The 12,791-nt window shown below is 67.0% G+C and carries 13 protein-coding genes; 8 read left to right on the forward strand and 5 right to left on the reverse strand.

All coding sequences use genetic code 11. From position 1 onward, the window contains the following. Positions 1 to 56: 56 nt before the first annotated feature. Positions 57 to 1,391 carry an amidohydrolase family protein gene (locus RTX79_RS04500; RefSeq protein WP_312682123.1) on the forward strand — a complete coding sequence of 445 codons (1,335 nt, stop codon included), beginning with the start codon at positions 57 to 59 and terminating at the stop codon, positions 1,389 to 1,391. A gap of 73 nt (positions 1,392 to 1,464) precedes the next feature. On the opposite strand, the gene RTX79_RS04505 is transcribed toward RTX79_RS04500, so the two are convergent. The 4 genes from RTX79_RS04505 to RTX79_RS04520 form a co-directional block, all read right to left on the reverse strand. After that, complete coding sequence (locus RTX79_RS04505; RefSeq protein ID WP_123698718.1) at positions 1,465 to 2,160, reverse strand: DUF2058 domain-containing protein; 696 nt, start codon at positions 2,158 to 2,160, stop codon at positions 1,465 to 1,467. A gap of 9 nt (positions 2,161 to 2,169) precedes the next feature. Then, on the reverse strand, positions 2,170 to 2,412 hold the full coding sequence (locus tag RTX79_RS04510) for a SlyX family protein (RefSeq protein ID WP_312682126.1): 243 nt from the start codon (positions 2,410 to 2,412) through the stop codon (positions 2,170 to 2,172). A gap of 80 nt (positions 2,413 to 2,492) precedes the next feature. Then, the gene (locus tag RTX79_RS04515) at positions 2,493 to 3,473 is read right to left on the reverse strand and encodes an FKBP-type peptidyl-prolyl cis-trans isomerase (RefSeq protein ID WP_057507952.1); all 981 of its coding nucleotides are present in this window, start codon (positions 3,471 to 3,473) and stop codon (positions 2,493 to 2,495) included. Positions 3,474 to 3,568: 95 nt separating this feature from the next. After that, positions 3,569 to 4,168, reverse strand: a complete 600-nt coding sequence (locus RTX79_RS04520) for a glutathione peroxidase (RefSeq protein ID WP_428695945.1) — start codon at positions 4,166 to 4,168, stop codon at positions 3,569 to 3,571. Between the two features lie 981 nt (positions 4,169 to 5,149). Here RTX79_RS04520 and RTX79_RS04525 point away from each other — a divergent pair. The 6 genes from RTX79_RS04525 (at position 5,150) to RTX79_RS04550 (ending at position 9,418) form a co-directional block, all read left to right on the forward strand. Then, positions 5,150 to 5,512 (forward strand): GntR family transcriptional regulator, encoded by a 363-nt coding sequence (locus RTX79_RS04525; protein WP_057687616.1) that lies wholly within the window; start codon positions 5,150 to 5,152, stop codon positions 5,510 to 5,512. Further along, positions 5,509 to 6,384 (forward strand): ABC transporter ATP-binding protein, encoded by an 876-nt coding sequence (locus RTX79_RS04530; protein ID WP_312682130.1) that lies wholly within the window; start codon positions 5,509 to 5,511, stop codon positions 6,382 to 6,384. Before RTX79_RS04525 ends, RTX79_RS04530 begins: the two co-directional genes overlap by 4 nt. After that, complete coding sequence (locus RTX79_RS04535) at positions 6,381 to 7,397, forward strand: ABC-2 transporter permease (protein WP_309685111.1); 1,017 nt, start codon at positions 6,381 to 6,383, stop codon at positions 7,395 to 7,397. Before RTX79_RS04530 ends, RTX79_RS04535 begins: the two co-directional genes overlap by 4 nt. Before the next feature lie 19 nt (positions 7,398 to 7,416). Continuing rightward, positions 7,417 to 8,298, forward strand: a complete 882-nt coding sequence (locus tag RTX79_RS04540) for a hypothetical protein (RefSeq protein ID WP_312682134.1) — start codon at positions 7,417 to 7,419, stop codon at positions 8,296 to 8,298. A gap of 28 nt (positions 8,299 to 8,326) precedes the next feature. After that, positions 8,327 to 8,902: a hypothetical protein gene (locus RTX79_RS04545; protein ID WP_309685106.1), complete on the forward strand. Its 576-nt coding sequence runs from the start codon at positions 8,327 to 8,329 to the stop codon at positions 8,900 to 8,902. A gap of 90 nt (positions 8,903 to 8,992) precedes the next feature. Beyond that, positions 8,993 to 9,418, forward strand: coding sequence for a hypothetical protein (locus tag RTX79_RS04550; RefSeq protein WP_057687567.1), 426 nt, complete (start codon positions 8,993 to 8,995; stop codon positions 9,416 to 9,418). A 170-nt stretch (positions 9,419 to 9,588) separates the two neighbouring features. Here RTX79_RS04550 and RTX79_RS04555 read toward each other — a convergent pair whose 3' ends face one another. After that, entirely contained in the window at positions 9,589 to 11,025 is a 1,437-nt protein-coding gene (locus RTX79_RS04555) for a class II fumarate hydratase (RefSeq protein WP_312682136.1), read from the reverse strand. 213 nt (positions 11,026 to 11,238) lie between these two features. On the opposite strand from RTX79_RS04555, the gene purB reads away from it, so the two are divergent. After that, the gene (gene purB / locus RTX79_RS04560; protein ID WP_057687569.1) at positions 11,239 to 12,606 is read left to right on the forward strand and encodes an adenylosuccinate lyase; all 1,368 of its coding nucleotides are present in this window, start codon (positions 11,239 to 11,241) and stop codon (positions 12,604 to 12,606) included. The last annotated feature ends 185 nt before the right edge of the window (positions 12,607 to 12,791 follow it).

Raw genomic sequence — 12,791 nt, forward strand, 5'->3', positions numbered from 1 at the left:
TACCGATATCGCGGCACGCGGGTTAGGCTCGGGGTAACCCCAACCTGGAACCGCCGATGCGACCCAACCGCCTGTGGGCCCTGCTGCTCACCGCCACTGCCCTGCCCGCCGCCGCCGCGCCGGTGCTGCTGGAAAACGCCCGCGTGTTCGATGGAACCCGCGATCTCGGCATCACCCCGGTACTGATCAACGGCACGCGCATCGTGCATGTCGGCAGCCCGCTGCCCGCCGATGCCAGCGCTGCACGCCGCATCGATTACCGCGGCAAGACCCTGCTTCCCGGGCTGGTCAGCGACCACGCGCACGTCGGCAACACCGAGGGCCTGCAGCACGGTGACCGCTTTTACACCCGCGACAACGTGGTGCGCGACCTGCGCCAGTTCCAGCGCTATGGCGTCACCACGGTCACCGCGCTGGGCATGAACGGCCATGACTTCTTCGCCATCCGCAAAGAGGTCAATGCAGACCCGCGGCTGGGCGCGCAGCTGTACGGTGCCGGCGGCGGCATCGGTGCGGTGGACGGCGCACCGCCCGCAGCGGCGATGGGGCTGCAACGCGACGCCGTGGCCCGTCCGCGCAACGCCGAGGAAGCACGCGCTGCGGTGGCCAGCCAGCAGGCCGATGGCGTGGACCTGATCAAACTGTGGGTGGACAACCTGGGTGGCAAGGTACCGATGATGCCGCCGGAGATCTTCCGCGCCGCGATCAGCGAGGCGCACGCGCGCGGGCTGAAGGTGGCTGCCCACATCCATGACCTGGACCAGGCCAAGGCGCTGGTCGAAGCGAAGGTGGACATCATCGCCCATGGCATCCGCGACCGTGCGGTCGACCCGATGCTGGTGCGGAAGATGCGCGAACAGGGCACCGGCTATATCGCCACGGTGAACATCGACGAAGCCAATTACTGGTATGCGGAAAATCCGCAGGCGCTGCAGACCCCGTTCCTGCGCACCGCGTTGCCGGTGGCGGTACGCGAACGTTGGCAGCAGCCCGAGTGGCAGAGCGAACAGCTGGCGGGTGCCAACATCCCCGGCGCGCGCAGAGCCGTTGCGATGAACCTTGAAAACCTGCGCCGCCTGCATGCCGGCGGCGTGAAGCTGGGCTTCGGCACCGATGCCGGCGCGATGCCGCAGCGGGTGATCGGCTTTGCCGAGCACCGCGAACTGAAGCTGCTGACAGAGGCCGGCTTGACCCCGGCGCGTGCGCTGCAGGTCGCCACCGCCGATGCGGCCGACCTGCTGGGGCTGGCCGATCGCGGGCGGATCGCCCCCGGCAAGCGCGCCGACCTGCTGGTACTGGATGCCGACCCGCTGGCCGACATCCAGAACAGCCAAAGCATCCACGCCGTGTGGCAGGCAGGCCAGGAAGTCGGCGGCCCGATCACCGAATAAGCCAACGGCACCCAATGCCACGGTAGCGCCGAGCCATGCTCGGCGCGCAAAACGGACAGAACGCTAGCGCCGCTTACCAGACCAGGTCGTCGGGCACCTGGTACTGCGGATCGGCGTACGGATCCTCCTCGGCCGGTGCGTTCGGGTCCACCTTCAGCGCCACGGCCTGGGCGAAGATCGCCTCGGCCTGGGCCAGCATCTCCGCGGTCACCAGCATGTAGCGGCCGGCCACCTGCACCACGCCCAGCTCGCCGGCATTGAGTGCCTTCAGCTGGTCGGCGGTGACGTAGATCCGCTTGATCTTGCCGCCGTACGGGAAGTGCCGCGCGATGTCGGCCTCTTCCACGTTCAACGAAGCATCCTTCAGCAGCACTTCCAGCTTCGCCTTCGCCTCGCGGCGCACGCGTGCGTCTTCCTGCTTCTGGCGCTCGGCCTCGATGCGCTCTTCCTTTTCGCGCTGCGCACGGATGGCATAGGCCTTGGCCAGGTCCATCTCTTCCTGCGAGCGTGGCTTGCGTGCACCCTGCGGGCGCGTTCCCGGACGGTTGCCGGGGTTGCCGGGATTGCCCGGGCGGGACGACGCAGGACGGTTATCGCCCGGCTTGCCCTGGTGGGGGCGGGCACCGGCCTGCCCCGGCTTGCCGCCACCCGGTCGCCCATCACGGCGCGCCTCCGGCTTGCGGTCCGGCTTTCGGTCGTTGCTGCGTTCAGGCTTCGGCGCGGGCTTGAAGCCCAGGCCCATCAGCTGGTCGCGGAGGGTATCGCTCATAAGGACAGATCAGTAGTGCGGCGGTGGCGGCTCATCCACCGGATCAGAGGAATACAGCGCGTTGCGGACCTTGCCCAGGTCCTCCAGCAATACCCGCATCAGGCCCTCGTTGCGTGAGCCCTCGATGCGTGCATCGGCCAGCGCTTCGCTCAGCTCGGCCAACGCCTGCTCCTGGAAGGAGACACGCATTTCCAGCTCGACCAGGCGCGCTTCCAGCGCCTGCTCGCGTTCGCTCGATGAAATTTTAGACATGCGTTGATCGTCCCCGGCCAATGACATGGATCGCCAGTCCCGCCGGTGTCCCGGCGGGTATGGCAGGGCGCGTGCGTGCCTTACGGCTGCACGGAAATGAGTTCGACGTCGAAGGTCAGCGTGGCGTTCGGGCCGATCGGGCCACCCTGGGTGCCGTTCTCGCCATAGGCCAGTTCGCCCGGAATCCAGAAGCGGTACTTCGAGCCCACCGGCATCAGCGACACGCCTTCGGTCCAGCCCTTGATCACCTGGTCCAGGCCGAACTCGACCGGCTGGCCGCGCTGGTAGCTGCTGTCGAAGACGGTGCCGTCCAGGAGCTTGCCTTCGTAGTTCACCTTGACCTTGCTGCTCGGCAGCGGACGCTCGCCACTGCCCGGGCGGATGACCTGGTACTGCAGGCCCGACGCGGTGGTGACCACGCCCGGCACGGTCTTGTTCTTGGCCAGGAACGCATTGCCTTCCTGACGGTTGGTCTGGCCCAGCTGCGCGGCCTTGGCCTGCATTTCAGCCTGCTTGGTGGCCATGAAGGACTGCAGGATCGCTGCGCCCTCTTCCTGGCTCAGCTTCGGCTGGCCACCATCGAAGGCGGTCTTGACCGCGTCGAACAGGGCGTCCAGCTCGATGTCACCCTTCAGCTCGGCCAGCGACGGGCCCACCATGTAGCTGCCCAGCATCAGGCCTACCTGGCGGTTGTCGACCTTCGGCGGCGCCGAACCCGGCGCCTGGCCCGGAACCTGCTGGCCGTTGGCGATCGCCATGGAAGTACGCAGGGCCGTGTCGGTCTTCTGCGCATCGGCCTGGGTGATCAGCGGCTGCTTGCCATCGAAGGTGGCCTGCACGGCTTCGCGCATGGCGGCCAGGTCGATGTGCGACTTGATCGCCTCGAGCGAACGGGCGACGTCGCCGCCGATGGCATAGCCGAGCTTCTGCTTGGAATTCAAATTACTGGTCTCCTTGGCTGCTGCCGGGGCGGCAGCAGGTTGCTGCGACAGCGCCACGCCGGTGGTGCCCATCGCCAGAATCAGAACCGACGCCGCAGCGCCACGCATTCCCATCTTCATGTGTTGCATTCCTGGAAGTGAAAAAACGCCGACGTCGGCGCGAAAACACGCATTGTCGCATGCGCGTCCGATATGTCGAGGCGCACGTGCGTCGTTCAATGGACCGCAGGGGCCGCCAACGCACGTTCGATCGCCGCGACCAGTTCCTTGTCATCCGGCTTCACCCGGCTCGGGAACTGGGCGATGACCGCGCCGTCGCGTCCGATCAGGTACTTGTGGAAGTTCCAGCCCGGGGCCACGCCGGTGGCGGCGGTCAGGCCCTTGTACAGCGGGGTCGCCTGGTCGCCCACGACGTGGACCTTTTCGAACATCGGGAACTTGACCCCGTAGGTCAGGGTGCAGAACTCCTGGATGTCCTTCTCGTCGCCCGGCTCCTGCCCCTTGAAGTCATTGGAGGGGAAGCCCAGCACGCTCAGGCCGCGCGCGGAATACGACTTCTGCAGCGCCTCAAGGCCTTCGTACTGCGGGGTGAAGCCGCACTTGCTGGCGGTGTTGACCACCAGCAGCACGCGCCCGTGGTAGCGCTGGCCCAGATTGACCGCCTCCTTGCCCGCCAGCGGCCGGTAGGCCACGTCGAGCAGGCCGGCGGCCGAGGCCATCATCGGCAGGGCCAGGCTTGCGGCCACCAGCAGCGAACCCAGCACGCGGGGCAGGACCGGCACGCCGCGGCGCGGCAGGGAAACAGAACGCAGCATGGGAGATGTTCCTGGCAGGAGTGAAGGGCCGGACGCGGGGTCCGTATTTCGCCGCGAACTATACCACCGGGCCTTGGTGCGGCTTTTGTCGGAGATCGCGCAGGGCGCGTGGCGTGGCTTCGGTCGGGGTGGGTCGACGGGTGGACCCCCCTCGCGGGTGGCTTTGCTGCTGGCTACGTGCTTGGGGCCGGGCGGGTAGGCTATGCGGGGCACGCGCAAGTACGTCCCTGTAGCTCTTCGCGGCTCCTGCCGCTCAAGGCCCCGCATAGCCTACCCGCCCGGCCCCCGGACAGGTCCCGGTGACCGCCACCCGCGTAATGAAAATAAAAAAAAAACAAAGGCGGCGGTCAGAGTCCTTTCGCGCAGCGAAAGGACTCTGACCCCATATTTCCCCCCTTTTCCCCCCCTGCCTTGTCCATGGCCCCCATGGACCCGTCGAAGGTGGGGCGGGGTGGCTGTGCAGGACCGTCTTTTCGCATGGATGCGAAAAGCGAGCCTCCATGGATGGATTCACGGCGTGTCCTGCACAGCCACCCCGCCCCGCCATCCAGCAGCCCTGCAGCTTCTGACGTTGACGTTGACGTTGCTTCGGCTTGAAAAAACAGCCGCCGGGCGCAGCCCGGCCGACCCCTGCCATCAGTTGGTCACATAAAGCGCTTGCACTCTGAATCGGTGGTGTTATAGTTGACTACAACACCAGTCACCTGAGACAGGGGAGCCGATGAATCCGTCAGTCCAACATCGCATGACCCGCACGGCCGCCAGCGCGGCGGGCCTGCTGCTCCTGTCCCTGTGGTTCGGTGTGGCGCATGGCGGCGCCGACGACACCCGGGCCGCCTCCGCCCTCGACAGCCTGCAGGACGCAGGCGTGCCGGACGCTGGGAATGCACCGCCGGCACCCTCCCCCCCGCGGCGGCTGAACAGTTCGTTGTCCATGCCGTATTTTTCTTTCGCACAGTCGCTGAATTCCCGGAGCTGACCATGAGCGATATCCAGTGGAGCGATGGCGCTCCCATCTACCGTCAGCTGAAGGAGCGCGTGATCGCCATGATGCTTGACGGAATCATCAAGCCGGGCGACGCCCTGCCCTCGGTCCGCCAGGTGGCGGCCGATTACCAGCTCAACCCCATCACCGTGTCCCGTGCCTACCAGGAGCTGGCCGACGAAGGTCTGGTCGAAAAGCGCCGCGGCCTGGGCATGTTCATGACCGAAGAAGCGGCAACGCAGCTGCGCAGCAGCGAGCGCGATCGCTTCCTCAACGAAGAATGGCCGGCCGTGCTCGAGCGCATCCAGCGCCTGGGCCTGGACGTGAACGAACTGTTGACCCAGGGGAAACTCTCATGAACGCCGCAGCACACCAGGATGTGATCACCGCGCGGGGCCTGCGCAAGGCCTACAAGCGCACCCTCGCGCTGGACAACACCAGCTTCAGCATTCCCGCCGGCCGCATCGTCGGGTTGATCGGGCCCAACGGCGCCGGCAAGACCACCGCGCTCAAGGCGCTGCTGGGACTGACCTCGGTGGAAGGCGAGCTGAGCGTGCTCGGCAAGGATCCGCGCAGCCACCGCGATGAGCTGATGAATGACATCTGCTTCATCGCCGACGTGGCCGTGCTGCCGCGCTGGCTGAAGGTCCGGGAAGCGATCGATTTCGTTGCCGGGGTGCATCCGCGCTTCGACCGGGCCCGCTGCGAGCGTTTCCTGTCCACCACCAAACTGCAGCCCAAACAGCGCGTGCGCGAACTGTCCAAGGGCATGATCGTGCAGCTGCACCTGGCGCTGGTGATGGCCATCGATGCCCGCGTGCTGGTGCTGGACGAGCCGACCCTGGGCCTGGACATCCTGTACCGCAAGGAGTTCTACCAGCGCCTGCTGGAGGACTACTTCGACGAGCAGAAGACGATCATCGTCACCACCCACCAGGTGGAGGAGATCGAACACATCCTGACCGACGTCATGTTCATCCGTGACGGCAAGGTCGTGCTCAGCGCCGAGATGGACGAGGTCGGCGAGCGCTACACCGAAGTGCTGGTCAACGCCGACCAGCTCGATACCGCCCGCGCGCTCAAGCCGATCGACGAACGCAGCCTGCCCTTCGGCAAATCCGTGCTGCTGTTCGACAACGTGCCGCGCAACCAGCTGGCGACCCTCGGTGAAACCCGCAACCCCGGCCTGGCCGACCTGTTCGTCGCCATCATGAAGGGAACCTACGCATGAACGCCGTGAACCATCCGATCAGCAAGGCCGGCACCCTGCGCTGGCTGCTCAAGCGCGAATACTGGGAAAACCGCGGGGGCTTCCTGTATGCCCCGATCATCGCCGGCGTCGCCTCGCTGGTGATGAGCACCATCGGCATCATCATCGGCCTGTTCGTGCTGCGCCGCGCGGCCTCGCAGGGCGACCTGCACATCAACAACAGCAACATCCAGGTCAACGGCCTGGACCTTGACCTGCTGACCCGCCAGCTGGATCCCAAGGACCTGGTGGACCTCGGCAACGGCCTGGATGCCACCCTGGCGCTCAGTTCGGCGTGGCCGTTCGTGGTACTGGCCTTCGTTGTGTTCTTCTACTGCCTGGGCGCGCTGTATGACGACCGCCGTGACCGCAGCATCCTGTTCTGGAAGTCGTTGCCGCTGTCGGACACCCAGACCGTGCTGTCCAAGGTGATCAGCGCGATCGTGATCGCTCCGCTGATCGCCGTGGCCGCCTCGGTGCTGACCATGCTGTGCTTCCTGGGCGTCATTTCGATCGTCGCCCTGACCCATGGCGGCGACCCGATGTCGCTGATCTGGGGCCCGTCCAGCCCGCTGCTGCTGGCCGCTGGCCACCTGAGCTGGATTCCGGTGTTCGCCCTGTGGTCGCTGCCGACGGTCGGCTGGCTGCTGCTGTGCTCGTCCTGGGCCAAGAGCAAGCCGTTCCTGTGGGCGGTGATGCTGCCGCTGTTTGCCGGCATCGTGGTCAGCACCACCAAGGTGATGGGCCTGCTGGACATGACCAGCGGCTGGTTCTGGCAGCACATCGTCGGCCGACTGCTGCTGGGCACCGTACCCGGCGTCGAACTGGCCTACCGCTCCGGTGTGGCCAGGAACTCCGAATCCATCGTCCAGCTGCTGTCGCCGTCCAACCAGCTCGGTGCTCTGGCCATGCCGGACCTCTGGATCGGCGCCGCGGTCGGCATCGTCTTCATCTTCCTCGCCATCCGCCTGCGCCGCCGTGCCGGCGAAATCTAAGCACAAGGAGCCACCCGCCATGCGTACCCTGCTTGCCTGCGCCACCCTGATGCTGCTGCCGCTGTCCGCCCTGGCCAACGACGCGCCCTGCAAGTTCACCGAAAACCGTGACCTGAAGCTCGACCTGGCCGGCGCAAAGACTGTCGTGCTGGAGGTCAACCAGCACGACCTGCACGTGGTCGCCGGCAGCGGCCCGGCGCAGCTGTCCGGGCGGGCCTGCGCGTCCAGTGCCGACTGGCTGCGCGACCTGACCCTGACCCAGCAGCGCAGCGGCGACAAGCTGGTGGTCAGCCTGCGCCGCGAGGGCAAGCAGGGCATCGTGATCGGCGACAACTACGCCTGGCTGGACATCCGCGGCAGCGTGCCGGCCGATGTGATGGTGCAGCTGAAGGTCGGCTCCGGTGACGCGCATGTCGAAGGCGCACGCTCGCTGAGCGTGGACGTGGGCTCCGGCGATGCCGATGTGCTGCGGACCCAGGGCAGCGTGCATGCCGCGGTCGGCTCCGGCGACCTGCTGATCGACGGTGCCGACAGCCTTGACCTGCTGTCGTTGGGCTCCGGCGATGCGAAGGTGTCCAACATCCGCCGCGACGTCAGCGTCGGCAGCATCGGCTCGGGCGACCTCGACGTGCGCGATGTCGGCGGCAACCTGGCGATCCGCACGATCGGTTCCGGTGACGCCGATGCCCGCCAGGTGCGCGGCAACGTGGAAATCGGCGTGGTCGGCTCCGGCGATGTCGAACTGCGCGACGTCGGCGGCAACCTGCTGGTCGGCAGCCACGGCTCGGGCGGGATCAAGGCCGACGGCGTGGGCGGCAACCTGACCGTGCAGCGCAGCGGCAGCGGCGATGTCCGCCACAGCGGCGTGCGCGGCACCGTCACCCTGCCCCGCGGCAAGTAACCGACAGACACACACGGAAGACTCGACCATGAAGATGCGTATCCTGCTGCCCACCCTGCTGCTGGCCCTGCCGCTGGCCGCCTGTACCGGTCACGACAACGACACGGCCAAGGCCCTGGACGACACCGGCAGCAGCATCGGCCGCTCGGTGCAGGAAGCCACCGACAAGGCCCGCAAGGAATTGGCCACCGGCAACTTCAAGCTGAACGTCGATGGCCTGCCCGTCGCGGAGATCACCCCGCAGGGCGGTCTGCTGATAGAAGGCAAGGACGTGGTGACCACGCCCGCCCAACGTACCCAGTTGCTCGAGTACCGGCACCAGGTCGAAGGCATTGCGTCGGCCGGCATGGATATCGGCGTGGCCGGTGCGAACCTGGGCGTCAAGGCCGCCGGCGAAGCGCTGAAGGGCGTATTCTCAGGCCAGACCGAAGGCATCGAACAGCGCATCAATGCCGAAGCGGACAAGCTGAAGGTCCAGGCCAAGGGCCTGTGCGACAAGCTGCCTGCGATGATGGCGACCCAGCAGGCGCTGGCCGCCTCGCTGCCTGCGTTTGCGCCGTATGCCACGATGAGCCAGAGCGACATCGACGGCTGCGACGAATGAGCGCACCCGGCCGCCGCCAGCGACCCGGCGGCGGCCGGCCAGCGCCACGGGGATTACAATGAGCGGCTCTCCCCCTCCCCGTGGACCGCCATGAAGAAGCTGTTCCTGCTGCTGGCCGCCCTGTCCTGCCTCGTGCTTGCCGGCTGTGACCAGGAGTACCGCAACCACCGCGTCGAGCGCAGCAAGCCGAAGATCACCGTCAGCGACAGCATGGTCACCGTGCGTCGCGCACCCGCGCCCAACATCATCATCCTGGCCAACGGCCACATGAAGGTCGACGAGATCGAGATTCCGCTGCGGGCCGACCAGCAGCAGATGCTGCAGCAGATGTTCGGCCACCTGCAGGTGCTGCGCCAGAACACCCTGGTCGACGCCCCGGCCGACCCGGACAAGAAGCCGGTGAAGATCGTGCCGCCGGCCGGCAGCAACCCGATCCCGGAAGACCTGGTGCAGGTGATTCCGGAGTTCAAGGATTACACCGAAACCTTCGGCAACCTGCAGGCAGATCGTCGCTGAGGATCGTGGGTAGTGACGGCCGCTGGCCGTCACGGCCCTGCCGCTGCGCTCGCCGACCATGGATGGGCGCTAGCCGGTCATTCCCCGGTAGTGACGGCCGCTGGCCGTCATTCCTTTGCCCGGGGGGCTGACGACCGTTGGTCGTCACGCGGTTCCTGCGGCGCGAGGGATCAGCCTCCCCCGCCACCGCCTGCATGGATGCCACCGGCGGTGAGCGCCTTCGGATCCAGCAGGCGACGCAGCTCTGCCTCTGCCAGCCCGCTGTCCTCCAGCGCGATCTCCAGCACCGGCCGCTGTTCCTTGTAGGCACGCTTGGCGATCGCCGCGGCCTTCTCATAACCGATGATCGGGTTCAGCGCCGTGACCAGGATCGGATTGCGGTCCAGCGCTTCGCGCACCCGGTCCTCGCGCACCTTCAGCCCGTCGATCGCACTATCGGCCAGCAGACGCGACACGTTGGCCAGCAGGGTGATGCTGTCCAGCAGGTTCACCGCGATCAGCGGCAGGGTGACGTTCAACTGGAAGTTGCCGGTCTGCCCGGCCACCGTGATCGCGGTGTGGTGGCCGATCACCTGGGCGCAGGCCATCACGGTCGCCTCCGGGATCACCGGATTGACCTTGCCCGGCATGATCGAGCTGCCCGGCTGCAGCGCCGGCAGCTCGATCTCGCCCAGCCCGGCCAGCGGACCGGCGTTCATCCAGCGCAGGTCGTTGGCGATCTTGATCAGCGCCACGGCAAGCGCATTGAGCTGGCCGGAGATCTCCACTGCATCGTCCTGCGCGGCCAACCCTTCGAACTTGTTGGCGGCGCTTTCGAACTTGACCCCGGTACCGGCCTTCAGCGCCTTGACCACGCGTTCGCCGAAGCGCGGATCGGCGTTGATGCCGGTACCGATCGCCGTACCGCCCAGCGGCAGGCGACGCAGGCGCTTGAGGCTGTCGTCGAAGCGCTGCTGCGCCGACGCCAGCTGCGCCGACCAGGCCGAAAATTCCTGCTCGAACGTCAGCGGCATCGCGTCCATCAGGTGCGTGCGCCCGGTCTTGACCACCTTGCGCAGGCTGCGGCCCTTGCGGTCGATGACCTTGCGCAGGTGCGCCAGCGCCGGCAGCAGGTCTTCCTGCGCGGCCAGCGCCGCCGACACCCGCAGGGCGGTCGGGATCACATCATTGGAGCTCTGGCCCTGGTTGACGTGGTCGTTGGGATGCACCGGCGTGCGCCCGGCCTTGCCGCCGCGGTTGGCCAGCGTGGCGATGACCTCGTTGGCGTTCATGTTCGAAGACGTGCCCGAACCGGTCTGGTAGACGTCGATCGGGAAGTGCGCATCCCAGTCACCGGCGGCCACTTCGGCGGCCGCGCCCTGCACCGCCCTGGCGATGTTCCTGGGCAGGTGGCCGAGCTCCGCATTCACCCCGGCCGCCGCACCCTTGACCAGGCCCAGGGCACGGATGAATCCACGCGGCATGCGCTGGCCGGACACCGGGAAATTGTCCACCGCGCGCTGGGTCTGCGCGCCCCACAGGGCATCGGCAGGTACCTGCAGCTCGCCCATGCTGTCATGTTCGGTCCGGAAACCGGGGGGGGTAGTCGTGCTGGAACGCTTGCTCATCCGATCAACTCCGCATGCTTTCAGGGGGAAAGGGAATCTGCGGCTGGCATCGGGCAGGTTCCCCAGGCTGGCGTCTGCTTTCAGGATACAGGGTCGTGAAGGACGCTGGCCGTCACGCCAGGTCAACCGCACGCGCGCCAGCCGTTGTTTTCGACAGTCGAGCAGGCGCGCCCCTACAATATGGCCCCCGCCGTCTCACAGCTGCCCGCCGACATGTCCGAATCCGCCCTGCTCGCCCTGTCCCCGCTCGATGGCCGTTACGCCGGCAAGGTCGATGCGCTGCGCCCGATTTTTTCCGAGTACGGACTGATCAAGGCCCGCATCACGGTGGAAGTGGAGTGGCTGCTGGCACTGGGCGCCGAGCCGGGCGTGATCGAGCTGCCGGCCTTCTCTGCTGCCGCCACGGCGCGCCTGCGTGCGCTGGCCAAGGACTTCAGCCCGGCCCAGGCCGCGCGGGTCAAGGACATCGAGCGCACCACCAACCATGACGTCAAGGCGGTGGAGTACTTCATCAAGGAACAGCTGAAGGACGATGCCGAACTGGCCCCGGCGCTGGAGTTCGTGCATTTCGCCTGCACCAGCGAAGACATCAACAACCTCAGCTACGGGCTGATGCTGGAGCAGGCCCGCCGCGAGGTGCTGCTGCCCACGCTGGATGGCATCGCCGCCTCGCTGCGCTCGCTGGCCCACGCACAGGCGGCCCAGCCGATGCTGTCGCGCACGCACGGCCAGACCGCCTCGCCGACCACCCTGGGCAAGGAACTGGCCAACGTGGTCGCCCGCCTGGAGCGCCAGCGCCGCCAGCTGGCGGCGGTGGAGCTGACCGGCAAGATCAACGGCGCGGTCGGCAACTACAACGCACACGTATCCAGCTACCCGGACGTGGACTGGCCCACCTTCGCCCAGCGCTTCGTCGAAGGCCTGGGGCTGGTGTTCAACCCGTACACCACGCAGATCGAACCGCATGACAACATCGCCGAGATCGGTGATGCGGCGCGCCGCGCCAACACCATCCTGATCGACCTCTCGCGCGACATCTGGGGTTACATCTCGCTGGGTTACTTCAAGCAGCGGCTGAAGGAAGGCGAAGTCGGTTCCTCGACCATGCCGCACAAGGTCAACCCGATCGATTTCGAGAACGCCGAGGGCAACTTCGGCATCGCCAATGCGCTGTTCGAGCACTTCAGCGCCAAGCTGCCGATCAGCCGCTGGCAGCGTGACCTGACCGATTCGACGGTGCTGCGCGCGCTGGGCACGGCGTTCGGGCACACCCAGGTGGCGCTGGATTCGCTGGCCAAGGGCATCGGCAAGCTGGAAGTGAACCCGCAGCGCCTGGATGCCGACCTGGATGCGGCCTGGGAAGTGCTGGCCGAGGCCGTGCAGACGGTGATGCGCCGCCATGGCCTGCCCAACCCGTACGAACAGCTGAAGGCGCTGACGCGTGGCCAGGGCATCACGGCCGAGTCGATGCGCGCGTTCGTCGAGTCGCTGGAGCTGCCGGCCGATGCCAAGCAGCACCTGCGTGAGCTGACCCCGGGTGGCTACGTCGGCCTGGCAGCCGAGCTCGCCCGCGCGGTGTAAGGGGGTTTGCCGGGCTGCGCCCGGCACCTGCTTTTTTTCAAGCAACGTCAAGGTCCAGAGCAACAGCTGCACGGCTGCTTGTTGGCGGGGCGGGATGGGTTGGCGGGAATCGCCGTGAATCCGTCCATGGAGGCTCGCCATCCGCATCCATGCGGATGAGCGTTCCCGCCAACCCACCCCGCCCC

This window comes from Stenotrophomonas chelatiphaga (genome assembly GCF_032054965.1).
Classification (GTDB): Bacteria; Pseudomonadota; Gammaproteobacteria; order Xanthomonadales; family Xanthomonadaceae; genus Stenotrophomonas; species Stenotrophomonas chelatiphaga.

Coding starts and splice junctions, on each gene's coding strand:
- RTX79_RS04500 (WP_312682123.1), top strand. CDS start 57: ATGCGACCCAACCGCCTGTGGGCCCTGCTGCTCACCGCCACTGCCCTG.
- RTX79_RS04505 (WP_123698718.1), bottom strand. CDS start 2,160: ATGAGCGATACCCTCCGCGACCAGCTGATGGGCCTGGGCTTCAAGCCC.
- RTX79_RS04510 (WP_312682126.1), bottom strand. CDS start 2,412: ATGTCTAAAATTTCATCGAGCGAACGCGAGCAGGCGCTGGAAGCGCGC.
- RTX79_RS04515 (WP_057507952.1), bottom strand. CDS start 3,473: ATGAAGATGGGAATGCGTGGCGCTGCGGCGTCGGTTCTGATTCTGGCG.
- RTX79_RS04520 (WP_428695945.1), bottom strand. CDS start 4,168: ATGCTGCGTTCTGTTTCCCTGCCGCGCCGCGGCGTGCCGGTCCTGCCC.
- RTX79_RS04525 (WP_057687616.1), top strand. CDS start 5,150: ATGAGCGATATCCAGTGGAGCGATGGCGCTCCCATCTACCGTCAGCTG.
- RTX79_RS04530 (WP_312682130.1), top strand. CDS start 5,509: ATGAACGCCGCAGCACACCAGGATGTGATCACCGCGCGGGGCCTGCGC.
- RTX79_RS04535 (WP_309685111.1), top strand. CDS start 6,381: ATGAACGCCGTGAACCATCCGATCAGCAAGGCCGGCACCCTGCGCTGG.
- RTX79_RS04540 (WP_312682134.1), top strand. CDS start 7,417: ATGCGTACCCTGCTTGCCTGCGCCACCCTGATGCTGCTGCCGCTGTCC.
- RTX79_RS04545 (WP_309685106.1), top strand. CDS start 8,327: ATGAAGATGCGTATCCTGCTGCCCACCCTGCTGCTGGCCCTGCCGCTG.
- RTX79_RS04550 (WP_057687567.1), top strand. CDS start 8,993: ATGAAGAAGCTGTTCCTGCTGCTGGCCGCCCTGTCCTGCCTCGTGCTT.
- RTX79_RS04555 (WP_312682136.1), bottom strand. CDS start 11,025: ATGAGCAAGCGTTCCAGCACGACTACCCCCCCCGGTTTCCGGACCGAA.
- purB (WP_057687569.1), top strand. CDS start 11,239: ATGTCCGAATCCGCCCTGCTCGCCCTGTCCCCGCTCGATGGCCGTTAC.